Raw genomic sequence first — 25199 nt, 5'->3', positions numbered from 1 at the left:
GTCTCGTCCTGGCCCGGCTTCGTGTACGCCTCGATGTGGGGCGCAGCATGGGGGCCACGGCGCGGCGGCCGCCGCCTTGCACGGGCCCCGTGCGACAGCCGACTCCCACACGGGGCCGGCCGTTGGCCGGCTAGGCACCCCCCTGACGGGGGCTTCCGAGCGAGCGAGGGCCGGCTGGACGCCGCTTCGCGAAAGCGCGAGGTTAGCCGCCGCGGTCCTCATCCCTGGGCGCCGAGGCAGGAGGCCTCGTCCGGGCCGGATGATGCGTGCGAACGCTCGCCCGACGCCGGCCCCTGCGGTCGCGCCCGCGGCGGTTCGACTGCACAGGCGAGGACGGCCGCGTTCAGGTCGCTGTGACAGTGGAAGCCGGTTCCGGGCAATCAACAGCGACCTGGACCACAACGAGGACACCTGCACCGCCACGGCCCGAACGCCGGCCACGACCAAGAGCACCGAGGCGGCGTGGGCAAGCGACAACCCGGGATACAGCGCCGACGCCCATCTGGCCAAGCGATGCAAGCACGCACAGGTTCCGTCAGCCCCGCCTGATCAGGTCACCTATACGCAGTCGCCGCAGCGCCGTAGAGGGTGCTCGGGACGGCCGGGCCCCGGCTTCTTCACGTTCCGGCAACGATGGCGCCTTCGTCCCGTACACCTGTCACAGTGTCTGCACCAATTCGCGCCACTTCTGGGGGGAATCGTGCGCCGCACTGTTTCGGCTTTCGTTCTGGTCGCCTGTCTGCCTGTCACCGCTTGCGCCGCTCGAGCGGCGTCCGGGGCGGCTCCGGCAGTTACCGTGACGCACACGGTGGTGGCTTCGGTGTCGCCTCGCTCGACGACCTCAACCGCTCCCCCTACGCCGACGCCTCCAGCGCTGGCTACGACGGCCCCGGTGCCCAAAACCGCGTCCCCGGCCGCTCCTCGGCCGCATCTGACCAACGCCTCGGCGGTGGTCTCGCAGTACTACGAGGACATCACTGATCACGACTACAGGGCCGCGTGGGCGCTCGGCGGCTCGAACATCGCCGGGACGACCTACGACCGGTGGGTGGCCGGCTTCGACACCACCGAGAGCATCGCACTGGGCACTATCAGCGAGTTCGGGGCTTCACGTGTCCACGCCGTCCTGTATGCCACCCAGACTGACGGCACGCTCAAGACGTATGCCGGTGACTACACCGTGGCCGATGGCGTCCTCGTCGGCGCCTCGATCCGCCAGACCAGCTGACACCAGATGACGCCCGCCTGTCAGGTAGTCGGCTGACCCCAGAGGCAGGCTGGCGAGTTCATACGGTAGTAGAGCTGCAGGCGCGCCGGGCGGCCTTTCCCACGGCCGTGACTGCGGCCCAACACCGGTCGGAGCAGAAGGTTAGGCCGGAGACGCTGCCGGTCCTGCTGGCGCGGGCCAGTCTGTGAGACGGCTGCTAGTGCGGGCCTCCCGAGTCGGCCCGGGCCCCGGCTGTGGTTCACGGCACAAGGTGATCGCGCGCGTGTCTCCGATGATCAGCAGGTGCGTGGACGGCATGCCGATCATGAGACCGAGGTGACGGTGACAGTCGACGGCCGGCGGCAAGCGCACTGAGCCGGTCGCCGATGACGGAGACACCAGGGCGGGGCTCGTTCGCGTAGTACCAGGGCTTGCGTCGGCGCAGCAGCGCCTCGCCGTGCTCGCTCCAGGTGAATCCGGGCTTCCGCAGCAGCTTTCCGAACACAGTGTCGGCCGCCTCCGGGTGCGCGGCGGCCAGCCGGCGAAGCGGCAGCGGCCCGATCGACTCCTCGCCCAGGTACGTGCGCAGCAGGTCCTGGTACTGCCTGCGGCCTCCGAGCGCCGGTTCCACGAAGAGGTCCCGGAGCATTCCGTAGTCCGCGTAGAAGTTGAGCCCGTCGACCTGGTCGTAGATGACACCGATGGTGTCCGAGCCCGCCAGTTCCTGCGGCAACTCGAAGTAGGGCAGGTCCAGGCCGGGCAGCCGCCTGCCCCGGTCGCGGCCGGGCTGTGCGGCGACGGCGGCCTCTTGGCGGTGGCGGTAGTAGGCGTTGAGGAGGTCCTCGGCTACGGCAGGCTGGAGGGTCAGTTCGTCGCCGCCGCAGAACTCGATGAACGCGGCACGGTCTTCGCGCATGGCCTGCCATCCCTGCTCGACCTTCCGGGGGTTGCGGAAGACCAGTTCGGGTCGGTTGGTGGCCAGTTGGAGTGCGGCCTGGGCGATCTCGGTCGCGCTGGACTCGGGGTAGCTCGACATCGCCCCGGACACCAGCCACGCCTCGCCGGTCAGGTGGACGGGTACCAGGCAGGTGTGGAGGAAGTCCCCCTTGGACACTCCGCGGAACGCCGCCCGCCCTACGTTCGAGTACGTGCGGTACTCCAGGTCGTCGACCAGGTTGAGCAGGACGACGGCATCCTTTTCCTTGCGTTGGATCTCGAAGATGCCCTCGACCGGGTCGCGCCAGCCGAGCAGCATCTTCCGGTCCACCGCGGTCAAGTCCTTCCGTCCGGCGACGAACCGGTCCACCACGGTCGAGCCGTCCGGCAGGCGGTACTGCAGGATGAAGTGGTCGACGATCCGGATCGTCTCGCCCTCGTCCAGCTGCCGCTCAGGCCCTGCGGCCTCCAGCAGGAGGGGTGTCAACCACCGGTCGAAGCGGGAGCTCTGCCCGAAGGCGACCAGCTGCCCTTTCAACTCGGCACTGCGCTCGATGAGGTCGGTCAGCGACCGTTCGCCGACTTGCTGATGCGTGCCCTGTTGGGCGTCAGCCATGTCCAGCCCTTCCACACAACCGGCTCCGCCTGGGTGCGATGTGCCCGGCCTCAACCGGCCCACTGACGGTACGCCTCGATCCACTGTGCACCCTCGGGCGCCGGGCTGGGCAAAGGAAGATCCAGGATTCCGATCGACTGCCGCATGGCGCCGCGAGAGCAAAAGGCGACGATCTGCCCGTCCGGCGTGAGGTCGATGCCACCCACGGTCACCTGGACGCCGAGAACCACGGTGGTGAAGGGCAGGTCGAGATGCTCCTCAAGCATGGTGAACAGACCGGTCAGCTGCTCGTCCTCGGTGTAGGCGTCGACAGTCGCCTCTGCGATCATGGCCTCGAGCTCGACCCTGTCTAATGCGCTCATGGGGCAACACTAACGACCCCGGGGTGACACCGGGCGGCCGGGCACTCCTACGGGCGGCCGGTTGGACTCACGCGGATACGCGTACCACTCGGCAACGGAGCGCGTGTCCGCCGTATCCAGGAACCGGGAGAACGGCGGATCCCTGTCGGTTCCGGCGACTCACCGGCGACTCATCCCTGTCGGACACCCTGTCGGATCCCCGTCGGATCCCAGCTGATGCCTGACGTTCCGGTCAGATCCGGTCGGATCCCTGTCGAATCCCTGTGCCACTGACGATCACCGGTTACGCCTGGGCCGTGGTCTTCTGCTTGAGGCGTTCGTAGGGGGTCTGGCCGCCGAGACCGCCGTGGGGGCGATGGTAGTTGTAGTAGTCCTCCCACTCGCGCAGTTTGTCGTTGAACACCTCGGCGTCGTCGATGACGACGCCGTCGAGGAGCCGGTAGAACTCCTCGGCGTCGATGCGGTGGGAGCGTTCGACCTTCCCGTTCAGCCGCGGGGTGCGGGGCTTGATGTAGGTGTGGGCGATGCCCTTGTCGAGCACGTGCCAGTGGAAGGTGGACTGGAACTGGGCGCCGTTGTCGGTCTGGATGACCTCGACCTGGAACGGCAGACGCTGCAGTAAGTAGTCGAGGAACTGGATGGCGGTGTTCTGATTCAGCTGCCGGTAGATCCGCAGGACGCGCAGGCGCGTGCAGTCGTCGATCGCGGTGAGCTGGAAGTACTTGTTGCGGCCGCCGCGGCGCCCCTGCGGCATCGAGGCGAGCGGCTCGATGAACTTCACGTCGATCTGGACGCGGTGGCCGGGCAGTTGTAAAAGGGTTCGGGCCGGGTCCTGATGGCCGGGATGATCTGCGTCCGGCCAGGCCGCGAGACCCGTCTGATCTACCGGACCCAGATGTACCGGGGCCGTGCCGGCGAGCAGAAGGGCTTCCGGGCCCGCGAGTTCGCAGACCTGCTGACCTCCGCCCGCCAGCAGCTCGGCGATCTCCCGCTGATCGTGGTGTGGGAAAACGCCAGCGCCCATCACGCCAAGCCCTTGCGGGAGTTCTGCGAGCGCAACAGCGACTGGCTGACCATCGTCAAGCTCCCGCCCTACGCGCCCGACCTCAACCCCGTAGCGGCTCTCCTTCAGGTAGCCGCCGCGGGTGTAGTCGGTGCCTTCCGGGTGCCTGTGCTGGTCGTGGGCTGCCTGCGCCATGGATCAATTGCCTATAGTGGCCTCGATGTTCGTCAGCACGAGCAGCGCGCGAAGCAGGTGGGTGGCTCGGGCGGGGTCAGTGCGGAGCTTGGTGAGGATCCGCCGGTTCTCCAGGTGGGCGAAGCCGCGTTCGACGGGGGGCGTCCGGCGGCCAGGATGCGGTTGGCCTCCTTCTCGGCGGGTGCGAGTTTGCGGGCACGGGTGGCCTTGAAGCCAGTGCGACCACGGGGTCATCCCCGTCGTCGTCCAGGCCGATAAAGCCCAGGTCGGCCAGGGCGCCGAGACCGTCGGCGCGCAGGTGGGCCAGGATATGGTCGCGGCGGGCGGCGGTGATGTCGTGGGTGCGGCCGGGCCGGGCGGCCGATATCCACACCAGACGGCCCCGCTCGTTGGTCAGGGCAAGCACGTGCAGGCCGTGACGGCGATGCTTGGCCCCAAACCGGCGTCACACCAGCACCCTGACCAGCTACTTAAGATGGCGCAGCTTCACAGTGTCACGACAGCCGGACGGTACCTGCCCTCCTCCGCGAGCCGCAGCAGTTCGGGGACGAGGTCCTCGCGCAGCGCGCAGCAGGCGCAGTCGTTCACCAGGGGTGCGTTGCCGCTGCCCAGCAAGCCGTTGGCGTCACGTACCGTGCGGTGCACCGCGCTGCCAGCAGCTGGCCGGGGCGCAGAAGCAGACCGGGATGCCGGTGGAGGTGGTGAACCCGCCGTGGGCGTCCATCTCGCTTCCCTGGGCCCAGGTCAGGGACCGTCGGAGTGGTGACCAGCGCGTTCCGGACGCTTTCGGCGCCGTGGTCGCCGGGCAGGTGCCGGAGCATGACGTCGCGGGTGGCACGCTCGAGCAGGGTGCCGGTGGCCGATCCGGGCGGTGGATTGTGACGGGAACCTCCGAGTGAAGCACGTCCCGATTTCCCGGCCCCCGTCGATAATGACCTTGTGCGCTCGCTAGTCAGGAATTTCATCCTGCCCCTGACGCTGGTCATCGTCGGGGCGGCCGCAGTGGTGGGCGACGCCGCAGAGGAAATCCACGTGGCCAGAAGCAGCGGGCGCAGCGGTTTCGGCAAGTCCGGCGAGCCGGGCCAGTCCCCGCAGGACCAGGACCTCCCCGCAACGGTCAGAGCCGAGGACGGGAACGCGTACACCCCCCGCAAGACCGAGGAGAACGCCCGGATCGGCGCGGTCTTCGAGAAAGACGACCAGGGCGCCCACTTCTGCACGGCGAGCGTGGTGCAGAGTCCAGGCCGGAACATGCTGATCACCGCGGCCCACTGCGCCTTCGACGCCGATTCCGGACAGCCGCTGAACGACCTCGTCTTCGCCGCCGGCTACCGCAACGGCGACGAACCCACCGGCCTGTGGAAGGTCAGCAAGGTGGTCGTCGACGACCGCTGGGCCAAGTCGCAGGACGAGGACCTCGACGTCGCCTTCCTCGTCCTCGAGCAGAAGGACGGCAAGAACATCCAGAACGTCCTGGGCGGCAACACCCTCGGCATGAACCGCGGCTTCGACAACAAGGTCAAGATCACCGGCTATCCCACCAGCCGTGACACCCCCATCTCGTGCCAGAACCGCACCACGAAGTTCAGCGACACCCAACTGCGCATCCAGTGCACCGGCCTTGAGGACGGGACCAGCGGCAGCCCCTGGCTCGCCGACTACGACCCCAAGAGCCACACCGGCACGGTAATCGGCGTCCTGGGCGGCCATGAGGGTGGCGGCGACCAGGACGATGTCTCCTTTGCCGCGTACTTCGACGACGACATCGCCAAGCTCTACCGGCGCGCCCAGGACGAGGACTGAGCCCACCTCATCCACACCCGCTCACGGCGAAGGGCCGTATCCGCGAAGCGTGCCGGGGAGGGGCTAGGCGGCCCAGAGCTGGCCCTGGAGGGTGTCGATGGCCTTCCCCTGATGGCTCACTCTGCTGACCATCCTGAACGCCCCTCGGGACCGATGTCGGCGATGCTCGTGCTGAGATCACACGCAGCCGTTCCCGTACTCTTCCTCCGAGCCGCCGCGCAGGCCCGGCTCCGGAGGGGCAGGGCTACCGCGAGGGAGACGGCATCGGAGCCGCGGACCGGCAGAGCGCCGGAAACTGGAACGGGGTCGGCGACCCGTCGGCAACCAGAGGTGGTCGTCATGCGAACGAGTACGGCCACGACTACGAATACACGAATCCTCCCGAGTCGACACCCCACCCGGGCTACGGGCCCGATGCCGTCGAGCACGCCGCTCTCGCCGACGCCGGCACCGCCGTCACTGGTATTGCCGCCCGCCGATCGGGTCCCGCTCCAGAAAGACACCGGACGGGTCAGTCCGCCCGGCCATGACCAGCACCTCGCCCGCGAGTTCCAGCGCCGCGTCGTGAACCGTAGAGTGTGCCCATGATCGAGGAGACGTCGCCCGAGCAGTTAGAGCACACAAGCACGAGACGCAGGAAGCATGCTGCCCCCAAGCAGGCCAAGGCCAGCGGAGTGCTGCGGTCATCCGCCCTGATGGCCGCCGGGACAGTGGTCTCGCGCGCGCCACCGGACTGATCCGGCAGGTACTGCAGGCCGCCGCCTTGGGCACCGGGCTGCTGGCCACCACTTACAACCAGGCCAACACGGTGCCCACCAGCTTGTACTTCCTGCTGATCGGCGGCGCGCTGAACTCCGTCCTGGTTCCCCAACTGGTTCGGGCCCGGGCAGAAAACCCCGATGGCGGGGCCGCCTTCGAACAGCGCCTGGTCACCCTCGTCCTGAGCGTCCTGGGTGTCGGCAGCGCGCTGGCCACCTGGGCTGCTCCCGAGATCATCAGCATCTATCAGCACGACACGCCCGCTACGCACGACGCGTTCGAGCTGACCGTGGTCTTTGCCCGCTTCCTACTCCCGCAGATCTTCTTCTACGGCGTGTTCAGCATCTTCGGGCAGGTCCTCAACGCCCGGAACCGGTTCGCGGCGATGATGTGGATCCGGTCCTGAACAACATCGTGCTGATAACGATGTTCAGCCTCTACCTCGGCATGATGACCGCCCCGCAGAAGGTCTCGGATATCACCGGCGCCCAGATCAGGCTGCTCGGCATCGGAACCACCCTCGCCCTGGCCTTCCAGGCACTGGCCCTGATTCCGTACGCCCACGCGGCCGGCTTCCGCCTGCGACCACGCTTCGACTGGCGGGGCGCCGGCCTGCGCAAGAGCGTGAGCGCAGCGCGCTGGACCCTGCTGTTCGTCCTGGCCAACCTCGTGGCGAGCACCGTGGTGACCCGCTTGGCTTCCGCCGCGGACGCTGCCCTGCCCGACGACGGCGTCGGTTACACCGCCTACAGCTACGCCCAGCAGATATGGATGCTCCCCCAGTCGATCGTCACCGTCTCCCTTGTCACCGCGCTCCTCCCGCGCATGAGCCGGGCAGTGAGCGAGCATCGTCTCGATGACCTGCGCGCCGACCTGTCCCGCGCGCTCCGGATGAGCGGCGTGATCATCGTCCCGGCAGCGTTCTTCTTCGTTGCTTTCGGCCCGCAGGTCGCGCAGCTGTGGTTCGCCCACGGAGCCGCCGACGCCGCAGCAACCGTCCCTTTGGGCCACATGTTGCAAGCGTTCGGCCTGGGGCTGACCCCGTTCTCCGCCCAGTACCTCCTGCTGCGCGGCTTCTACGCCTTCGAAGACACCCGCACGCCGTTTCGCATGGCGCTGTGGATCAGCGGCATCAACATCGTTCTTGCCGAGGCTTGCCATCTTTTGCTGTCCCCCCGCTGGGCGGTCACCGGGATGGCCGCCGCCTTGTCCTTGTCCTACGCGATCGGCCTGCTGCTGACGGCTCTGCGGCTGAGACGGCCGCACCGATGGGCTGCTTGACGGCCGCCGGACCTGCCGCACCTACGCCAAGCTGACCGTGGCCGCCACCGGCGCGGGGGGTACTGGCTGGCTTATCGCCCGCTCCTGCAACCACAACCTGGCATCGGTCTCCTGGACGCCAGCAGCATCCCTGGCTGCAGGCGGCATCGTGATGGTCCTGCTGTTCCTTCTCTCTGCCCGACTTCTGCGAATCGGGGAGCTGCGCAGCTTGCCAGGGCTGGGGTGACCCGGCATCACAGACATGAGGCCGACCACAAGGGCCCAGGGCGAAGCACCACCACTCGCCCTGGGCCCTCAACGTGTGATCTCCACACGAGCCATGAACTCCGGAATCCGACATCAGCCGCTCGGCCGACTGCGCACAGAGTCGTCGACCATCGCGCCCAGACCGTGCCGGCGAAATCGCGCAGCGTTGGAATACCGCCTCTTCACCAGTACGCCTCCCCCGTCGGAGGCCGCGCCGCCGCCACCGGCCTAGCTGCCCTAATGCGGGCCCTGGCCGGCATCTTCGCGCTGAACTGCACCACACCCTCGCCATCAGCGAGTCCGACGGTGCCCCCGACGTCCACACGCTGATCGCGCCCTGCGCCTGCGGTCGCGCCTACGTCGACTTCCGGCTGGAGGGCGAGGAGGACATTGCTGCAGATCCTCACCGACCCGCACCGCACCGGCGGCCGCGTCCCCCACCGGCATGTACGGTTCTCGGAGTAAAGCTCGCAGGATGAGACCGGGGAAACTACGATCCGGCCTGCGCCTGGTGTGCGCCGACGCCGTGGCCCATCTGCGCGACGCCGACCCGTACGACCTGACCTACTCGGACGCCGGGGCGGATTGCATGCGGGGCCTGCGCAGTTATGGACGTGCGACGCAGCCCTCGCGGACGGTGCCGTTGCTGTATGCCTACTGAGCGAATGCCTCTCTCCGCCTGTGGTGGAACCCACCGTCAGCCTCGGCAGATGCAGAAGGGATGACCCGCCGGATCAGTGAGTACCCGCGCCCTGGCAGTATCATGAGGCTGGTGATCCGGCTTGCCAGCACCCAGCTCCAGCAGCCTGGCCTCGGCCTCGTCCAGATCCACAACGTCGAAGCAAAGGTGTAGCTGCTGGGGAACGGACAGGTCAGGCCAGCGCGGAGCCCGGTAGTCGTCGACCCGTTGAAAGCCGATGAAGAGTCCGTCCTCACGGTTGAGACCCGCGAAGTCGGCGTCTGACTTCGGGTGAGGTTCGAAGCCGGTGGCCTGCTGATAGAACGCCGCCAAAGCAAGCGGATCAGGGCAGTCGATCGTTATCGCAACCAGCTTCATCTGCAGGGACATGGCACCTCCGGGCCGACCAGTGGACTTCCACGATGATCACCTTAGAGCTCGTTACAGAATGAGCCGTTCGCGACCGGCCGGGTTTCCGGCTCCGTCCCTCTTTCCCGGGTGCGGCAGCCTACCCGTCGTCGACCGTTAGCCGGTGGGATAGGCTCCGCGGGAACCCTTCAGGAGGTGTCATGGCGAAGGTCACCATCAGTCTGGACAGCGATTTGGCCATCGAGGTCATGCTGCTGGCCGGTACCAGGAGCCCGCAGGACGCTGTCGAGTTGATCGTCCGAGACTACCTGGCAAGGGGTCACCGCACCGAGGCTTGTACTGGAAACGCCGCCGACCAGGATCGCCTCGCCGACCGGCGGTCAGCGCCGGAAGAGGGCCGATGAGCACTTCAGGTGAGATCGGCGTGTCGGCTGGTGGTTGAGGACCCTTCTGGGCAGGGTCCGGCTGGTCACGTCCGCTGGAGTCGTGTATCGACGGCCACTCGGTGATCTCGTTTTGAGGCTATGCGGTGAGTTCGGTCGGGAGGACGGTCTCGTCGGTTTCTGACTCGATCGGGTGGAGGCGGGCCTTGGCCAGGAGGTCGAGTCCCAATGCCTCGCCTTGTAGTCCTCGGGGTCGAACGTCACCGGACAACATGACGTAGGCGATACCCGACTGCCCCGCGTCGGAGTGCCCCCGCCCGAGTCACGCCGCTCTCGCGTCCTCGCCGGCCAGGAAAGGACGCAGCAGCGTGAGCAGCTCGCGCGGCCGGTGCAGCGGGATGATGTGGCCGCAGTCTTCGATGACGTGTCCGGTGAGATCGTCGGTGACCGGGCGGAGCTGGCGTTCCAGCGCAGCACCGACAGGCCGGGCGCCCAGCGCCATCGTCGGCACCGTCAGGCGGGCAGTGGTGACCGCCTGCTCGATCTGTACAGCGCTCTCGGGCAGGGCCCGGTAGTACGAGAACGCACAGCTCAACGCCTGGCGGCCGGTGTATGCGCGGACGAAGGCGTCCCGGACGGCCGGGCGCACCCCGTCGCCGAGCGTGCCGGCTCGTAGAAACCAGTCGACGTAAGCGGCCTCGTGGCCCTCCAGCACGGTCTCGGCGAGGCCGGGCGCTGCGGAATGGAAGCCGAACCACCACGGCGGTCCGTCGGCAAGGAAGTCCTCGGCGCCGGGCAGCCTGCCCAGCAGGGACTCCATGACGACCAGGCGCCGGACGAGACCGGGACGGCGCAGGGCGAGGAGGAAGGCCGGCGCGGTGCCTGCGTCGATGCCCACCACTGCGGCCGAAGACACGCCGAGCGTGGTGAGAAGTGCCGCGGCGTCCTCGGCCAGGGTGCCCGCGTCGTACCCCGAGGCGGCCCGGCTGCTCGCGCCGAAACCGCGGAGGTCCGGCGCGATGACGCGGTAGCGGCCGGACAGATCGGCCATGACGTCCGTCCACAGCTCCCAGGTATGCGGGAAGCCATGCAGGAGCAGGACGGCTGGGCCCGATCCGGCGAGGGCGACGTTCAGTTCGACACCGTTGACAGGGACGCATCGCAGCTCGGGCATGGAGGGACTCCGTGTGGTGAGGAAAAGTGACAGGGTCACGCTAGGGAACTAGCCTGGTCCGCCCAAGACGGCACTTTCCCTTCAGGTGGTGAGCCCCGGGTGACCACGTCGAGGCCCGGCGAACCTGATCAGCGGACCGGTGGACGCGGCGCCCTGCTGGATCCGCGCTGCCCGACCCGCCAGCTACTCGACCGCATCGGCACCAAGTGGACGTCGATGGCAGTAAAGGTGCTGGCCGAGGAGGCTCCAGGCGAGCTCCGCTTCGCGGAACTGCGGCGCCGCATCCCGGGCATCTCACAGAAGATGCTGTCCGCCACCCTGCAGAGCCTGGTCCGCGACGGCCTGGTCGCGCGCCGCGTGGAACCCACCGTGCCGCCCGCCGTCCACTACCGGCTCACCGAGCTCGGCCTGTCCCTCGAAAGACCGCTCTCCGCGCTGCGGGTCTGGGCCGAGACGCACATGCCGGAGATCGACCGCAACAACCAGCTTGCCGACGAGTCACCCCCCAACTAGGGCGTGCATCGAAAGTGGATCTTGGACAGTGGATGATCTTGGTTTGGGGCGCGTGGAGATCTGACGGACGAGCAATGGACGGTGCTGGAACTGCTGTTGCCGAAGGGCAAGAAGCCCGGACGCCCGCCGACGTGGGCCGGGCGGCAACTGATCGACGGCATACGGTTCCGGGTCCGCACCGGCATCCGGTGGCGGGACCTGCCCGCCGAGTACGGGCCGTGGGGCCGGGTGTACTGGGCGGAAGCTGCACGAACACGAACTGGGACAGCCAGAACGACGACACCGCCGACCCGTACGTCATGCGGTGACGCAGCATCTGTCCGGCGGCCCGGTGCTGGTCGTCACCAAGGAACTGGACCCCGCGGCAGACCTCGTGGTGGACAAGTTCTTCGAGCAGTGCCCACACCGCATGGCTGGCGCGCACTGCGACTTCTACACCCCGAAGGACTCCTCCAAGTGCCAGTTGGTGGAGGCGAGGGAGAACCTGCAGCGCATGCTCGCCTCCATTCCGCTCACCGACGATGAACGCGCCGCCGTCGACGACGGCCAAGCCGCCCTCGATCAGCTCCTTGAGCGGCTCGCCGACATCCCCACTCCTGCCGGACCAACAGCCCGCCAGATCGGTGTTCTCGCCAGCGCTACGTTGCTTCCCATCATCGACGTCCGGCCAGTACCCCACTCCCGGCAAACTCACTGAAGGAAGAAGTAGACGACGACGGCCGCGACGGGCAGGCACAGAGCGACGCAGGCCGCCGAGAGGCGCAGAGCGGCAGTCCAGCCGGCCATGGCCTTGGCGAATGGCCCGATCCGGGGAGTGGCATGCCAGACCCGCGGCAGATCCACACCCGAGACGAACTGATCCAGCAACTGGCGGAGCTGTTCCATAGCGGCGGATGGAGTATTCAGCGTTTGGCCGCAACGGCCGGTCTCGGTCGGGCGACGGTCCAGGGCGTGATCAACGGCGCTACCGATCTACCGCGCTCGGGAACGTTGAAGGCGTTCGTTGAGGCATGCGGACAGAAACCGGAGCCTTGGCTTGAAGCACGAGCCCGGCTGTTGGCCGCCGCCCGGCAGGCGAGGAGTGGCTCTGCCACAAGCCAAGTGAGAGATCGCCAGGCCCGGGAGTTCTGGCCTCAGTTCACCGAGCGTGATCTCACCGTGGTGGTCGGCCTACATCAACTCACCGGTTGGGAGCCGTCAGGCTTCATTGGAGTTGGCGACGCCTTCGCCCTGAGCGAGCTGCAACAGCACTTCATCCGGATCGGGGCCCCATCTCCCTTGATCACTTACAGCGACCGGTTGGACAGCCCCTCCAGGCGCAACCCTCTCATTTTGATTGGAGGACCAGACGGCAACGGGATCACGAACGAAGTGATGCAGCGGCTGGTCGGGCATCGACCCGTACGGAACATTCCTGCTCGACATGGACAATCGGCTCGACCTGGGGCCTTCGGTCAGTGTGCCCCGGCCAGGATCGCCGAGTCCGCCTCAGCATTGCCGGGCTGAGCACGTCGGTGGAGGGCAGAACTGACGCGTTCCGGCTCGCCTTCCCCCGCGGGACCAGCCGGGCCGTGGCGACGCGCTGCGCCAAGCGTGTGAACGTCTTCCACGGCTCGGTCACTTTGCCGCCGGTTCCGCCCCGGCCGGCCTCAGCCCACCGCCTTCTTGACAAGCGCGCTGATGCGCTCTTCGTCGGCCGCGGTCAGCTCCCTCACGGCGTAGGCGGTCGACCACATGGCGCCGTCGTCGAGTGCCGCCTGGTCGCTGAAGCCGAGCGTGGCATACCTCGACTTGAACTTCTCCGCGCTCTGGAAGTGGCACACGACCTTGCCGTCTCTGGCGTACGCGGGCATCCCGTACCAGAGCTTGGGCGTGAGCTCCGGAGCAGCGGTCTTGATGATCTCGTGGATCCGCTCGGCGAGGACGCGGTCCGCCTCCGGCATCTCGGCGATCTTCGCGAGCACGTCCCGCTCCGCCGCCGCCTCCTTCTCCGCCCGGGACGAACCGCGCCGCGCCGCCGCCTTCTTCTCCTCGCGTGCGTGCTCCTTCATTGCGGCCCGCTCCTCGGCGGTGAATCCGTTGTACTTCTCAGTGGTCGTGCCGGAGTCCTCGGCGGGCGACTTCGTGGACGGCATGGCAAGTTTCCTTTCGTGCAGGGTCAGGCGGGGCGGGAGTGCGGCGGCAGGGAGTCAGGACGGCGTGGGGGCGAGCGACGCGGCAGCCTCCCAGGCGAACCCGTCCGGGTCGGTGAAGGCGCCGGCGGTGCTGCCGAGGACGATGCGGTGCGAGCCGGTGCTGTCGGCGGGGACGCCGAGGTCCTTGGCAAGGGCACGGCGCTTGTACAGCGCCAGCTTGACGGGGCTGGACTGACCGGGCGCGAACTCGGCGTACTTGCCACCGAAGCTCTTGGCCACGGTCAGGCCACGACCGACGTAGAACTGCTTGGTGGCCTTCACGTCCTCGACGCCGAGCAGCAGGACCACCTCGTCGAGCTCGCGGGTGGCGGGGCCGGTGTCCTTCTTCGCCGAGGTCGCGATCTTCCAGATCGTCCCGTCCGGGGCCTGGACGACGCTGCCGTAGCCCCACAGCGACTTCGCGGCGGGCTTCAGCACCGTGGCGCCGGCGTCCACGGCGGCACCGACGAAGCTGTCGACGGCGGCCGGCCTGGGCACCGTAAGCGCCAGGGTGAAGCCGCGGAAGCCGGTGGAGTGCGCCTCGGACGCCCGCAGGCATATGTACGTGTCCACGCCGAAGGCGCTGTAGAAGCGGCGGGCGGCCTCGAGGTCGGCCACCTCCAGGGTGACGGACGCTAGGGACATTCTGGCTGCGGTGGAAGTGGTGGTTGCCATGACCATCACGCTAGGGGCTGTGCGGCGGCCGGGGCTTCTCGATTCCTGACCGGTCTTGAGACTTGCTTCGCCACGCACGCCGGCATCCCCTCGACCCTGATCGCCGACCTCGCATCGCGGGCCGTACCCGCAGCATCGACGTGGTCGGCCGCCGCATCCGCCGCCTGGCGCCGGAAGGCCCCGGGCGGCATGCCGACCAGCTCGGTGAAGCGGGTCGTGAACGTGCCCGGTGACGCGCAGCCGACCGCGAAGCAGACCTCGGTGACGCTGAGGTCGCCCCGCCGCAGCAGCGCCGTCGCCCGCTCGATGCGACGCGTCATCAGGTACGCGTACGGCGACTCACCGTACGCGGCACGGAACTGCCGACTCAGGTGCCCGGCGGGCATGCCCACATCACGGGCGAGCGCCTCCACGTTCAGCGGCTCCGCGTATTCCCTGTCGATCCGGTCGCGGACGCGGCGCAGCCGCGCGAGATCAGCCAGGCGCTGCGCCTGCACACGTGCACGCCGCCATTCGGGCTTACACATGAAATCCCTCCTCCTTGTCCTTCATCTTCCTTTTCCGTTGACGCCTTCGAGCGTCTTGGGCGCCCTCCTTGGCGGGCACCCAAGACGCTCGGTGGTGTGGACCGGCCAGCCCGACTCGACCCGCCGGCCGAGCAACTGCCGGACAGCGGCGGGACGGAGTCCGGACTCATGACCGGTTCAACGAGGACCCGAACGCCGCCCTGGCGCGCGAAGGGCAGGGCAGGCACCTCCGCTCTGGTGCGTCGCCACGTTCGCTATGGGTGGTCGTGACGTCGACCTGCAGGGCCGCATCGATACCCGCGCAGCTCAGCGCAGCTCCTGGATGCGGACCAGGTTGCCCGCGGGGTCGCGGAACGCGCAGTCGCGGACGCCGTACGGCTGCTCGGTCGGCTCCTGGACGACCTCGGTATCACCGGCCTGCACCTTCTGGAACGTGGCGTCGAGGTCCGGGGTGGCCAACAGGATCCAGCCGTAGGTGCCCTTGGCCATCATCTCGGTGATCGTGCGGCGCTCATCCTCGGTGATGCCGGGATCGGCGGCAGGCGGCGCCAGAAGGATCGACGTGCCCGGCTGACCGGCCGGGCCGACCGTGATCCAGCGCATCCTGCCCTGCCCGACATCACTGCGGACCTCGAAGCCGAGGATGTCGCGGTAAAAGGCGAGCGACGCGTCCGGGTCGTCATGCGAAAGAGAAGTCGTGTGAATGGTGATGTCCATGGCGAGCAGGCTAGAGGCGACTTCGTGAACCGCGCTTCTCGATTCCTGATCGGCCCCGACACGCACGGACGTTCACGGGCATGTCGCGCGGAGCACACCGCTTCCCGCGGCAGTGCACCCGACGCCCCGTCAGCCGCTCTCCCCACTTGCCGCGACGACCCGACCACCGACCTGCGAGCTCAACTACGAGCCGACAGGTTGGCGCAGACACGGTGGAATGCAGACAGCGGATGCGGCGCGCGCGTGACCGTGCGGCCCACGACCACATGTGAGGCTCCGTCCGCGACGGCGGCCAGCGGTGTGCCGGGGCGGGCATGTTCGGCAGCAGACTCGCCGGCCAAGGCAACTCCGGGGGTGACGATCAGGGCCGCGCTCCCCAACGCCCTGCGCAGGGCTGAGACTTCCCGCGGTGAGGCGATCACGCCGTGGCATCCGGCCCGCTGGGCCAGGCTGGCCAACCGCAGCACTTGGCCCTCGGTGGGGCCGGCAACGCCGATGTCGACGAGGTCGGCGTCGGTCATGCTGGTGACGACGGTGAGGGCAAGGACACGAAGGTCGGGATAGTCGCGGGCCGCATCGACCGCGGCGGCCATGATCCCGGTCCCGCCCATGCTATGCACCGTCACCATGGAGACGCCGAGTGCGCCTGCCGCGCGGACTGCACCGGCGACAGAGGTCGGGATCTCGAAGAGCTTGAGGTCCAGGAACACCTCATTGCCCTGGGCAACGAGGTGTTCCACGAACTGGGGTCCGACCGCGGTGAGAAGCTCCAAGCCGACCTTGTAGAAGCGGCACTCGTCACCGAGTTGATCGACGACAGCTTGAGCGGCTGGACGGTTGTCACAGTCCAGCGCGACGATGATCTGACGGGTCGGGTCCATGACGCCATTGTGATCTCGCAGCGTCGACCGCTTCACACCGCCCCATTCTCCATGGCCTGCACCACCCTGGAACAGGACCTCGGCGACACCGTGAACGTTTCCGGTCGCAGCACCAGACAGATCGATCCCCGATGATGGGTAGGCAAGCACGTGAGGCTCCGGGCAGACAGGTTGTTCTCGGCCGACAACCCATCTACCAGGAGCTTTACCGTTTCCTCAACGCCACCCTCGACCAATCAGCCTGCTTCCCGGCCAGGTTGGAAAAAGCTCACTGACGCCTCAGCGACCAAGATCCGTCATTGAATGACACCCTCGACCATGAGGACGCCACAGTCTTCGTCTCCAGAGAGCTGAGAAAGGCTAATGCCGACGGTGTGCCGTGTCGTCGTACCTGGGAATCGCCCCGTCCGAATTCCGCACGAGAAACAACCCTGCCATCCCACTGTCGGAGTGCCTTTGCACGTGGCAGTGGTACATCCACGCGCCCGCGCCGCTGGTCTCGCCCGCGATCACCTGGAAGCCGAAGGAGACTCCGGGCCCCACCACTCGGGTGTCGATGAGCTGGCTCGGGTCGTCGGGGCCGGCGAGGAGTCCCGTGCGGTTGTCTGCCCAACGGTGACCGTGCAGGTGGAATGTGTGGAAGTCATTGCCGTGGGTGATCACCACGAACTCGATGCGCTCCCCGACGGTGGCCTCAATATCGGGCCCGGTGTGTCCCTTCCCATTGTTGATAGTGGTCCCGTTGAAAACCAGCGTGTGCGTCTTGCCGGGGAGGACGTCTCCCTGGCGACGTACGACCACTCCTCCGTACAGGCCCTTGCTGACGCCGCCCGTTCCATGATCGCTGCCGATGGCATGGTCGTGGTAGTGCCAGTACCCTGCGCTGCCCTCCTGCCAGGTGCCGTCCGCACGACGGCCCGGCGCATGAGTGCGCCAGACATACGTGCGCGTGTGCCCCGGCTCCACCAGACTCCGGGTGAGTCTCGTCGCGTCATTGCCGATCGTGTAGTCCACACCGTGCACGTGCAGACCCGTCGAGACGTCCAGCCGGTTCTCGAACTCAATGTATAGGGTGTCGCCTTCGTTGATCTCGATCAACGGGCCCGGGATGGTCGCCCTGCCGTTCCCGATGCCGTAGCCCATCTGGTCGCGGCCGATCTGCTCGGCGAACAACTTCATGTGCCTCTCCTTGCCACCGGCGGGCGCGGCTTTCACCCGTTTGGGGACGGCGGCGGCCTCCGGAGCCAGTGACATGGAGGTCGCGACGGCCGCACCGCCCATCAGCATCCGGCGGTTGAAACTGCGTCTTTCCATGCGGAACTCCCTCGCGGTAACGAACTCACGAAAAAGAGCCGCTTGCAGGAGAGAACAGCAAGCGACACGGCGCGAGTTTATCCACAATTCGGAGGACATGTTTGCATATGTGCGGCCCGCTTCCACGACGACATCCGACAAGAACTTGCCGCCCTAGGCCGTGTATCGAAAGTGGATCTTGGGCGCTGGATGATCGTGGTTCATGGCGCGGGGAGATCTCACGGATGAACCGTGGGCGGTATTGAAGGCGTTGTTGCCGAAGGGGATGAAGGCGGGGCGGCCGCCTGTCCGGCCGCGGCGGCAACTGATCGCCGGCATACGGTTCCGGGTTCGGACGGGGGTTCCGTGGCGGGACGTACCTGTCGGGTACGGGCCGGCGGGCCGGATCTCCGACCTGTTCCGCCGATGGCAGCGGGACGGCACCTGGCACCGGGTCCTCACTCAGCTCCAATCCCGGGCCGACGCGGAGGGTGCGATCACGTGGGACCGCAACGTTGACTCCACGGTGTGCCGCGCCCATCAGCATGCGGCCGGGGCCCGCAAGCAGGGTGACCTGCAGAAGGAACCGCCGGGCGGTGTCTTCACCGAGCCCTGTGATCACGGACTGGGTCGCTCACGTGGCGGGTTCACCACCAAGCTGCACCTGGCCGTCGAGCAGGGCCAAAAGCCCATGTCGATCGTGGTGACGGCCGGGCAGCGAGGGGACTGCCGCAGTTCGAATCCGTGCTGGGCAAGTCCGTATGCCCCGTCAAGGGCCGGGCCGGCCGCGCATCCGCCCCGATCGAGTACGCGCGGACAAGCCTACAGCAACGGCCCGTGCCGCGAGTACCTACGACGCCGCGGCATGCGCCACACGATCCCGGAGAAGGCCGACAGCCAGGCCGCCCGCCTGCACAAAGGTTCACGAGGCGGACGGCCACCAGGCTTCGAGGAAGACCGCTACAAGAAACGCAACACCGTCGAGCGGGCGATCAACAAGCTCAAGCAGTCCCGGGCCGTGGCCACTCGCTACGACAAGCGCGGCCACGTCTTCCTCGGAACGGTCACTGTGGCAACAGCGATCATCTGGCTCCGCTCATGACCGACCGGACGCGCTCGGCTCAAGCGCAAGGGTCTGGCCAACCGCCGCGAGCAGTTCGAGCGGCAACTCCTTATCCCCTTGTCCAATAGCGAGCCCGAGCCAGCGACCGGGATCCCGGTGCGGCCACGCCTGCATGCTTCCAGCCAGCTGGCTCAGGCAGTTGATCGGCTCGGACACCGCCTCCCCCTCGAGGCCGGCCCGCAGATGCGGCAACAGGTCAACGACGAGCGGCTCGCCCCAGCGTGCCGTAAGGGCTGCGATCAGGGCGTCCAGGTAGGCCCGCAGGTCTGCGTCAGCCTCGCGCGCCGCCTGGCCGTCATCGTCATCCCAGAACTCCTGACTGGCCCGCAGGATGCGCACACGATGCTCAGGGCCACCCCACCCGGTGTCGTCATGGAAGTTCGCCTCCGGGAAAGGCTGTGCGAGCAGCTCGTCGATCAAGGCGAGGTACTCCTCAAGAGCCGCACTCGAAAAAGATCCGGACTCAGCGGTCGTCATGAGCGCAGGCTATGGGACTGCGCCGACAAGCAACCCCTGGCCTTGCGCACCGAACCGTGATCGCCCGGACAGCTCCTAGCGAACCGAGCTGGTCCTGCAGGCTGTCGGCGATGTCCTTCAGGCCTGGTATCAGCGGCTCGTTGGTGCACGCCCGGTCGACAGCGTCCAGCACAGGCAGCAGCGCCTTGAGCACGTTGGCCACCGCGGTCGCGCACGGCCTGGCGATCCCGCCGGACCCGCCTGCGGTAGTTGTCGTACTCCGCCTTCACCCGCTGCAGGTCGGCGGTCCGCTCCTGAACCAGGCGCCGCGGCTGCGCCAGCTCGGTGCACAGCTGTGCCAGCCCCTCCCTCCGCGGCCCGGCCCCGGTCATCGTCAGCCAGCCTCCGGCTTGTTCTCGTCAACGATCTCGGCGTCCACCACCTCGTCCTCAGCCGGACCACCGCTCGTGCCGCCGCCCGCGGCACCGGTGGGCTGTTCGGCCCGCGACTTCTCGTACAGAGCCGTGCCGATCTTCTGTGCGGCCTGTGCGGTGCGGTCGATCGCCTGCCGGATCGCGGCGGTGTCCTCGCCCTTCAGCGTCTCCTTCAGGTCGGCCAGCGCTGTCTCCGTCTCGGACTTGGCGTCCGCCGGGATCTGCTCAGCGTTGTCCTGCAGGAGCTTCTCAGTGGAGTAGACGAGTTGTTCGCCCTGGTTGCGCGTCTCCGCGGCCTCGCGCCGCTTGCGGTCTTCCTCGGCGTGCTGCTCGGCCTCGCGGACCATGCGGTCGATGTCGTCCTTGGGCAGCGCCGAGCCGCCGGTGACGGTCATCTTCTGCTCCTTGCCGGTGCCGAGGTCCTTGGCGGAGACGTGCATGATGCCGTTGGCGTCGATGTCGAAGGCGACCTCGATCTGCGGCACACCGCGCGGCGCCGGGGGCAGGCCGGTCAGCTCGAACATGCCGAGCTTCTTGTTGTAAGCGGCGATGTCCCGTTCGCCCTGGTAGACCTGCACGGTCACCGAGGGCTGGTTGTCCTCGGCGGTGGTGAAGATCTCCGAACGGTGGGTCGGAATGGTGGTGTTGCGCTCGATCAGCTTGGTCATGATGCCGCCCTTGGTCTCGATGCCCAGCGACAGCGGGGTGACGTCGAGCAGCAGGACGTCCTTGACCTCGCCCTTGAGCACACCCGCCTGCAGCGAGGCACCCACCGCGACGACCTCGTCCGGGTTGACGCCCTTGTGCGGGTCCTTGCCGGTCAGCTCCTTCACCAGGTCGGTCACGGCCGGCATACGGGTGGATCCGCCCACCAGGACGACGTGGTCGATGTCGGATACCTTGATCCCGGCGTCCTTGATCGCGTTGTGGAACGGCGCCTTGCACCGCTCCAGCAGATCGGACGTCAGCTGCTGGAACTGGGCGCGGGTCAGCTTTTCGTCCAGGTGCAGCGGCCCTTCGGCCGAGGCGGTGATGTAGGGCAGGTTGATGGTGGTCTCGGTGGACGAGGACAGCTCGACCTTCGCCTTTTCCGCCGCCTCCCTAAGGCGCTGCACGGCCATCTTGTCCTTGGCCAGGTCGACGCCGTAGTGGTTCTTGAACTGCGTGACCAGGTGGTCGACGATCCGCTGGTCCCAGTCGTCACCGCCCAGCTGTGTGTCGCCGTTGGTGGCCTTCACCTCGATGACGCCCTCGCCCATCTCCAGCAGTGACACGTCGAAGGTGCCGCCGCCCAGGTCGAAGACGAGGACCGTCTGGTCGTTCTCCTTGTCCAAACCGTAGGCCAGCGCGGCGGCCGTCGGCTCGTTGATGATCCGCAGCACGTTCAGGCCGGCGATCTCCCCGGCCTCCTTGGTCGCCTGCCGCTGGGCGTCGTCGAAGTAGGCGGGCACGGTGATCACCGCGTCGGTGACATCCTCACCCAGGTAGGACTCCGCGTCCCGCTTGAGCTTCTGCAGCACGCGCGCGGAGATCTCCTGCGCGGTGTATCGCTTGCCGTCGACGTCCCCGTGCGCGGGGAACCGCCAGGCATGGTCGCCCATGTGCCGCTTGACCGAACGTGCCGTGCGCTCCACGTTGGTCACGGCCTGCCGCTTGGCGACCTCGCCGACCAGCACCTCGCCGTTCCTGGAGAACGCCACCACCGACGGGGTCGTCCGCGCGCCCTCCGTGTTGGTGATGACGGTGGGCTCCCCGCCCTCCAGGACCGAGACCACCGAGTTCGTCGTTCCAAGGTCGATACCAACCGCACGTGCCATCTGTGCTCTCCCTCCTCGTCCTCACCTCGTTCTTCGTCTCACCGGCCGGCAATCCACCGGACCGGACCCGCACGCAGCGGCGGATCGGGACGGACGTCCCCGAGCACCACGACGTAAGGACACGCCGGCCGCGCGGGCGCGGTGGGGGCAGACCCCCGATCGGACGCCGGCAGCGTGTGCTGGTGCCGCTGGTCGTAGGCCGCTCGCAGGACCGGATCGCGCAGCGTCTCGTACGCCGCCCGCACCTCACCGAACCGTGCGGCGGTGGCCGCATCCACGCGGGTGTCGGGGCGCAGTTCCCGCACCCGGGCGCGGAAGGCCGAGGTGATCTTCTCGGCCGTCGCCGAGGGCTGCAGCCCCAGCACCGCGTACAGGTCTGATCCCTTTTCCCAAGGCTGCACGTCCTGTCACCTCCTCGCCCATGGTGAGCAGCGCTTTCACACCGGCTTGCCTTCCCTTCTGAAATAAAACTTGAGTCTTGCCTTGTCAAGGCTGGACGAGGTATACGGGAAGTGTCCGCGGTAGTCCGGCGTTGCCGAACGCAGTGCAGTGGGCGAAGGGGGTGAACAACAAGGGACCTGGCCGCCAACCGTGGACCGTACAGGCACTGAAAAGAGAGCGGGGTGCGGACTATGGCCGTGTTCCTCGCGTCGCACCGGGAGAACGGCTGGGCCGCAAGAGACATCAAAGGCGTCCTGGGCGGGGCCACTGCCCGGGAACCGGGGGATTTCGCGGCCTCCGTCACGGCGCAGAACCGGCATCAGCACTTGGTCCTGGACCTGTTCGAGCTGGCCCACGCTGATTCTCAAGCTCCGATGTCCGTGCGGACGCTGCTGGGCCGGGATCAGGGGGAGCTTCGCCTGGTATGCCCAGGAGGGCGATCGCAGCGGCTGCTGCACAGCAGCGGCGTCGCTTCCGCCCGTGTTTCCCTCCCTCGACGCGGCTCTGTCAGCACCCACCGCGCCCGTACACCGGATGGGAGGTGCAGTGCAATGATCACTGAGCTCGCCGTCGAGCGTGTGGAGTTCACTTGCGGCTCGTGCTGGCACAGCTGGACCGTCGACTACGACGTCCAGCGCTACCGGGACAAGACCGGGGACGAGTGGGAGGTCTTCTACCGCGACAACACCGCCGTTCCCGACCCCTACACGTCGCAGGGCGCACCGCCCTGCGAGCACTGCGGCCGCCGCTGGGTCGGGCGTCTGAAAGCGCGTCGGCCAGTGCCGCTCTCCGGTGACGGTGAGGCGCCCCGCAGCCGTGTCCCGGCCGAGGGCGGCCATCGTCCCGAGCGGCACACCGCGCCGATGCTTCACGCCGCCGGACACCCTCAGCCGCAGTCCGGGGCACCAGCATCCCAGCCGTCCCGAAAGCCGTTCGGGTGATCCGCACAGGTGCGCGCCCGCAGGAGCGGGCGCGCACTGTGTGCAGGAAATGGCACGCGCGCCGGCTTCGTACAGCCCTCGGCGCCAAGGCGCCGCGGGCAGCTGTGAAGGAAGGCGGATATCACGATCAACTGTCACGTGTGAGCTGCGGCATTGCCTCCCCAACGGCAGGCCTCCACCATGGCCGGACCAGCCACGTAAAGGAAAGCAGCTCCTCATGGGTGATCATGTGCACGTGCGGCTCAGCCAGGGGCTGAGCGTGTCGGACGAAGGAGAACTGATCGAGCACTCCCGCTGCCGGTGCGGGGCTACCTTCACCAAGGTGTTCAACGCCGACGGCGGGGGGCCGGAGCGCCCGTCCCGCTCGTAACTCGCGCCCGGCGCCGCAGCTGAAGCCCCCTCCCTCTGCATCTCACTGCGTGGCCACCCTCGGCACCGCCATTATGCGTCGGGCGGCTGGCGCGGCCAGTGACGTCTGCCGGCCTGCTCCGGCCTCCGCCCAGGGCGTCCGGCCGACGACTCGGCGTGAGTGGCCAGGCCCTGCAGGGTGTGCTCGGGGCCGATGTAGGCCGCGCCCAGCTGTCGGGAGAACTGGTAGGTGTCCGGCAGCGCCCGCTCCGCCGGCCCGGCCTGCGCCGCGACATCCACGCCAGCCTCGGCCGGCATCCGCCGCATCTCCACCTGAAGCGCCGCGGAGAGCAGATGTCGGGCATCCAGCTCCTCGCTCTTGTCAGCGGCACTAACGCACCGGCCCACGTGAGCAGGCTGTCGATGTCGGCTCGCCCCGGGCGTCGTTGTGCGGACACGGGCCCGGCACCGAAGGAGCGAGCGAAAAGATCACCGAACAGGCCCCGGGCTGATGCCCGAGGCCTGACGAGGCGGTGTCGCTGTGACGTCAGCTGCCCAGCTCCTTGCGGTCACTGCCACCGCTGATGGCGATCTTGCGTGGCCGGGCCTGCTCGGCGACCGGGATCTGGAGCTTCAGTACACCGGCCTCGTACGACGCTTCGACCTTCTCGGTGTCGAGGGTCTCGCCGAGGAACAGCTGTCGGCTGAACGTCCCCACGGGGCGCTCGATGATCACCATGTCGCTGTTCTCGCCGTACGCCGACTTGCGTTCGGCCTTCACGGTCAAGACGTTGCGCTCAACATCGAGGTCGATGCAATCCGGGTCCACACCCGGCAGGTCCAGCTCCACGAAGAACGCCTCACCCTCACGCCAGGCGTCCAGCGGCATGCCCGCCGGGTACGCTGCCGTGCCCCAGTCCTGGCGGTGTCCTGCCGCAGCCTGACCGCGTCGGCCTCCGGATCGGACGTGGACACGGCCAGGCGTCGCGGCCGAAGGCCGCCACCACGAGCACCGGGCCATCGGCGCGTAGGGCGGCGAAGTCCCGGTCCACGGCCATGCTCCAGCTCGCTCACGCACCAGCGCCCCGACGGAAGCGGTTGCGGCGCCCCGGATGTGGGCGCACCGCGCGCGACCGCTGCGGTTCCACGCGGACTTCCTCCACGAACTCACATGGCAGGCGCACGCTGCCGCACCGCGCCGCCAGCGCCCACCGCCACGGCAGACGCACCAGCCGATCGCCGCCGCCGACGTGCAGCCGCGTCAGGACGCTCGCCTTCCGTGACTCCTCCCCCGGCGGAAGCCGGGGGCTTCTCGCTATGCCGGGTTGGCGTCGCGACGGACCAGCCCGGCCCGTAGAACGTTCAGGGCGCCCACTGTGTCCGCGTGCGCGCTGTGGCCGCAGGACTGACAGTGGAACTTCTCCTGGGTGGGCCGGTTGTCTGCTGAGACGTGCCCGCATTCGGGGCAGGTCCGGGAGGTGTTGCGGGGGTCCACGGCGATCACTTCCCGTCCGGCGCTTTCAGCCTTGGCGTGCAGGATCGTCAGGAACACCCCCCATCCGGCATCAGAGATCGAGTGGTTGAGCCCGGCCTTCGCCGCCGCCCCGTTGGGAAGGAAGCTGCTGGGCTGTTCGGGGTCTGGCTTGGGCGCGGGGGCCTTGATCATGTTGCGGATCTTGAGGTCTTCGTGCGCGATGAAGTCATGCTGGCGCACGAGGTCACAAGCGGTCTTGTGCGCGTGGTCGAGGCGCTGGCGTCGGACCTTGCGGTGCAGGTCGGCAACGCGCTGGACGGCTCGGCGGTGGTTGGCGGTGCGCTTGTCGCGGCGGGCGCGGGGGAAGCGGGC

At 68.0% G+C, this 25199-nt stretch carries 27 protein-coding genes and 5 pseudogenes; 12 read left to right on the top strand and 20 right to left on the bottom strand.

Going from position 1 to position 25199, the window contains the following annotated elements; genetic code table 11:
* Nucleotides 1-892 precede the first annotated feature (892 nt).
* Entirely contained in the window at nt 893-1228 is a 336-nt protein-coding gene (locus LZ604_RS33490) for a hypothetical protein (protein ID WP_234519854.1), read from the top strand.
* A gap of 238 nt (nt 1229-1466) precedes the next feature.
* Here LZ604_RS33490 and LZ604_RS33485 read toward each other — a convergent pair whose 3' ends face one another.
* The 3 genes and pseudogenes from LZ604_RS33485 to LZ604_RS36470 all read right to left on the bottom strand — a co-directional run.
* On the bottom strand, nt 1467-2759 hold the full coding sequence (locus LZ604_RS33485; RefSeq protein WP_234519853.1) for a hypothetical protein: 1293 nt from the start codon (nt 2757-2759) through the stop codon (nt 1467-1469).
* 50 nt (nt 2760-2809) lie between these two features.
* A complete protein-coding gene (locus tag LZ604_RS33480) occupies nt 2810-3121 on the bottom strand; it encodes a calcium-binding protein (protein WP_234519852.1) in 312 nt (103 codons plus the stop codon).
* Between the two features lie 283 nt (nt 3122-3404).
* Nucleotides 3405-3932 (bottom strand): annotated as a pseudogene (locus LZ604_RS36470) (integrase core domain-containing protein); the annotation flags it as partial.
* A gap of 24 nt (nt 3933-3956) precedes the next feature.
* On the opposite strand from LZ604_RS36470, the gene LZ604_RS36715 reads away from it, so the two are divergent.
* The gene (locus tag LZ604_RS36715; protein WP_344416360.1) at nt 3957-4577 is read left to right on the top strand and encodes a transposase; all 621 of its coding nucleotides are present in this window, start codon (nt 3957-3959) and stop codon (nt 4575-4577) included.
* A gap of 231 nt (nt 4578-4808) precedes the next feature.
* Here LZ604_RS36715 and LZ604_RS33465 read toward each other — a convergent pair.
* Together LZ604_RS33465 and LZ604_RS36625 are read right to left on the bottom strand one after the other, a co-directional pair.
* Nucleotides 4809-4979 (bottom strand): annotated as a pseudogene (locus LZ604_RS33465) (cobalamin biosynthesis protein CobW); the annotation flags it as partial.
* Nucleotides 4948-5182: pseudogene (locus tag LZ604_RS36625) on the bottom strand (IS30 family transposase); the annotation flags it as partial. The pseudogenes LZ604_RS33465 and LZ604_RS36625, both read right to left, overlap by 32 nt.
* Nucleotides 5183-5258: 76 nt before the next feature.
* Here LZ604_RS36625 and LZ604_RS33455 point away from each other — a divergent pair.
* The 3 genes and pseudogenes from LZ604_RS33455 to LZ604_RS33445 all read left to right on the top strand — a co-directional run bounded on the left by LZ604_RS33455 (nt 5259) and on the right by LZ604_RS33445 (nt 9069).
* Entirely contained in the window at nt 5259-6122 is an 864-nt protein-coding gene (locus tag LZ604_RS33455; RefSeq protein ID WP_234519850.1) for a trypsin-like serine peptidase, read from the top strand.
* 695 nt (nt 6123-6817) lie between these two features.
* A pseudogene (gene murJ, locus LZ604_RS33450) lies at nt 6818-8388 on the top strand (murein biosynthesis integral membrane protein MurJ).
* A 495-nt stretch (nt 8389-8883) separates the two neighbouring features.
* Nucleotides 8884-9069: a hypothetical protein gene (locus LZ604_RS33445; protein WP_234519849.1), complete on the top strand. Its 186-nt coding sequence runs from the start codon at nt 8884-8886 to the stop codon at nt 9067-9069.
* A 36-nt stretch (nt 9070-9105) separates the two neighbouring features.
* Here the strand turns inward: LZ604_RS33445 and LZ604_RS33440 are convergent, their stop codons facing one another.
* Entirely contained in the window at nt 9106-9477 is a 372-nt protein-coding gene (locus LZ604_RS33440) for a VOC family protein (RefSeq protein ID WP_234519848.1), read from the bottom strand.
* A gap of 179 nt (nt 9478-9656) precedes the next feature.
* Between LZ604_RS33440 and LZ604_RS33435 the strand changes: the two genes are divergently transcribed.
* Complete coding sequence (locus tag LZ604_RS33435) at nt 9657-9860, top strand: hypothetical protein (protein WP_234519847.1); 204 nt, start codon at nt 9657-9659, stop codon at nt 9858-9860.
* Between the two features lie 301 nt (nt 9861-10161).
* Here the strand turns inward: LZ604_RS33435 and LZ604_RS33430 are convergent, their stop codons facing one another.
* The gene (locus LZ604_RS33430) at nt 10162-11013 is read right to left on the bottom strand and encodes an alpha/beta fold hydrolase (protein WP_234519845.1); all 852 of its coding nucleotides are present in this window, start codon (nt 11011-11013) and stop codon (nt 10162-10164) included.
* A gap of 99 nt (nt 11014-11112) precedes the next feature.
* On the opposite strand from LZ604_RS33430, the gene LZ604_RS33425 reads away from it, so the two are divergent.
* The 3 genes and pseudogenes from LZ604_RS33425 to LZ604_RS33415 all read left to right on the top strand — a co-directional run bounded on the left by LZ604_RS33425 (nt 11113) and on the right by LZ604_RS33415 (nt 12223).
* Nucleotides 11113-11526, top strand: coding sequence for a winged helix-turn-helix transcriptional regulator (locus tag LZ604_RS33425; protein WP_234519843.1), 414 nt, complete (start codon nt 11113-11115; stop codon nt 11524-11526).
* Nucleotides 11527-11607: 81 nt separating this feature from the next.
* Nucleotides 11608-11733, top strand: a pseudogene (locus tag LZ604_RS33420) (transposase); the annotation flags it as partial.
* Between the two features lie 97 nt (nt 11734-11830).
* Complete coding sequence (locus LZ604_RS33415) at nt 11831-12223, top strand: hypothetical protein (protein ID WP_234519857.1); 393 nt, start codon at nt 11831-11833, stop codon at nt 12221-12223.
* Here the strand turns inward: LZ604_RS33415 and LZ604_RS33410 are convergent.
* The 7 genes from LZ604_RS33410 to LZ604_RS33380 all read right to left on the bottom strand — a co-directional run bounded on the left by LZ604_RS33410 (nt 12217) and on the right by LZ604_RS33380 (nt 17814).
* Nucleotides 12217-12411: a hypothetical protein gene (locus LZ604_RS33410; RefSeq protein ID WP_234519842.1), complete on the bottom strand. Its 195-nt coding sequence runs from the start codon at nt 12409-12411 to the stop codon at nt 12217-12219. The genes LZ604_RS33415 and LZ604_RS33410 overlap by 7 nt on opposite strands.
* A gap of 764 nt (nt 12412-13175) precedes the next feature.
* Entirely contained in the window at nt 13176-13661 is a 486-nt protein-coding gene (locus tag LZ604_RS33405) for an iron chaperone (RefSeq protein WP_234519841.1), read from the bottom strand.
* A 54-nt stretch (nt 13662-13715) separates the two neighbouring features.
* Nucleotides 13716-14381, bottom strand: a complete 666-nt coding sequence (locus LZ604_RS33400) for a VOC family protein (RefSeq protein ID WP_234519856.1) — start codon at nt 14379-14381, stop codon at nt 13716-13718.
* The gene (locus LZ604_RS33395) at nt 14381-14902 is read right to left on the bottom strand and encodes a helix-turn-helix transcriptional regulator (protein WP_234519840.1); all 522 of its coding nucleotides are present in this window, start codon (nt 14900-14902) and stop codon (nt 14381-14383) included. Before LZ604_RS33395 ends, LZ604_RS33400 begins: the two co-directional genes overlap by 1 nt.
* 306 nt (nt 14903-15208) lie before the next feature.
* Nucleotides 15209-15619 carry a VOC family protein gene (locus tag LZ604_RS33390; RefSeq protein WP_234519839.1) on the bottom strand — a complete coding sequence of 137 codons (411 nt, stop codon included), beginning with the start codon at nt 15617-15619 and terminating at the stop codon, nt 15209-15211.
* A 179-nt stretch (nt 15620-15798) separates the two neighbouring features.
* On the bottom strand, nt 15799-16650 hold the full coding sequence (gene pyrF, locus LZ604_RS33385; protein ID WP_234519838.1) for an orotidine-5'-phosphate decarboxylase: 852 nt from the start codon (nt 16648-16650) through the stop codon (nt 15799-15801).
* Nucleotides 16651-16860: 210 nt separating this feature from the next.
* Complete coding sequence (locus LZ604_RS33380; RefSeq protein WP_234519855.1) at nt 16861-17814, bottom strand: multicopper oxidase domain-containing protein; 954 nt, start codon at nt 17812-17814, stop codon at nt 16861-16863.
* Between the two features lie 202 nt (nt 17815-18016).
* Between LZ604_RS33380 and LZ604_RS33375 the strand changes: the two genes are divergently transcribed.
* Nucleotides 18017-18895 (top strand): IS5 family transposase, encoded by an 879-nt coding sequence (locus tag LZ604_RS33375; protein WP_234519837.1) that lies wholly within the window; start codon nt 18017-18019, stop codon nt 18893-18895.
* Here the strand turns inward: LZ604_RS33375 and LZ604_RS33370 are convergent.
* From LZ604_RS33370 to LZ604_RS33360, 3 genes are all read right to left on the bottom strand, one after another.
* Nucleotides 18890-19393, bottom strand: coding sequence for a hypothetical protein (locus LZ604_RS33370; RefSeq protein WP_234519836.1), 504 nt, complete (start codon nt 19391-19393; stop codon nt 18890-18892). The two genes, LZ604_RS33375 and LZ604_RS33370, sit on opposite strands and share 6 nt — an antisense overlap.
* A gap of 373 nt (nt 19394-19766) precedes the next feature.
* Nucleotides 19767-21623 (bottom strand): molecular chaperone DnaK, encoded by a 1857-nt coding sequence (gene dnaK / locus LZ604_RS33365; protein ID WP_234519835.1) that lies wholly within the window; start codon nt 21621-21623, stop codon nt 19767-19769.
* Between the two features lie 38 nt (nt 21624-21661).
* Nucleotides 21662-22024, bottom strand: a complete 363-nt coding sequence (locus LZ604_RS33360) for a J domain-containing protein (RefSeq protein ID WP_234519834.1) — start codon at nt 22022-22024, stop codon at nt 21662-21664.
* 591 nt (nt 22025-22615) lie between these two features.
* Here LZ604_RS33360 and LZ604_RS33355 point away from each other — a divergent pair.
* Entirely contained in the window at nt 22616-23005 is a 390-nt protein-coding gene (locus LZ604_RS33355; RefSeq protein WP_234519832.1) for a hypothetical protein, read from the top strand.
* A 217-nt stretch (nt 23006-23222) separates the two neighbouring features.
* On the top strand, nt 23223-23375 hold the full coding sequence (locus LZ604_RS33350; protein ID WP_234519830.1) for a hypothetical protein: 153 nt from the start codon (nt 23223-23225) through the stop codon (nt 23373-23375).
* A 71-nt stretch (nt 23376-23446) separates the two neighbouring features.
* On the opposite strand, the gene LZ604_RS33345 is transcribed toward LZ604_RS33350, so the two are convergent.
* The 3 genes from LZ604_RS33345 to LZ604_RS33335 all read right to left on the bottom strand — a co-directional run.
* The gene (locus tag LZ604_RS33345) at nt 23447-23761 is read right to left on the bottom strand and encodes a hypothetical protein (RefSeq protein WP_234519829.1); all 315 of its coding nucleotides are present in this window, start codon (nt 23759-23761) and stop codon (nt 23447-23449) included.
* Between the two features lie 139 nt (nt 23762-23900).
* A complete protein-coding gene (locus LZ604_RS33340; protein WP_234519828.1) occupies nt 23901-24242 on the bottom strand; it encodes an Hsp20/alpha crystallin family protein in 342 nt (113 codons plus the stop codon).
* Between the two features lie 426 nt (nt 24243-24668).
* Nucleotides 24669-25199 (bottom strand): RNA-guided endonuclease InsQ/TnpB family protein (locus tag LZ604_RS33335; protein ID WP_234519827.1); only part of this gene is annotated, 531 nt, incomplete at its 5' end.

It is taken from the genome of Streptomyces glomeratus, from assembly GCF_021462825.1.
GTDB lineage: Bacteria > Actinomycetota > Actinomycetes > Streptomycetales > Streptomycetaceae > Streptomyces > Streptomyces glomeratus.
The sequence above is the reverse complement of the archived record's forward strand: the minus strand, read 5'-3'. Positions and strand labels throughout refer to the sequence as shown.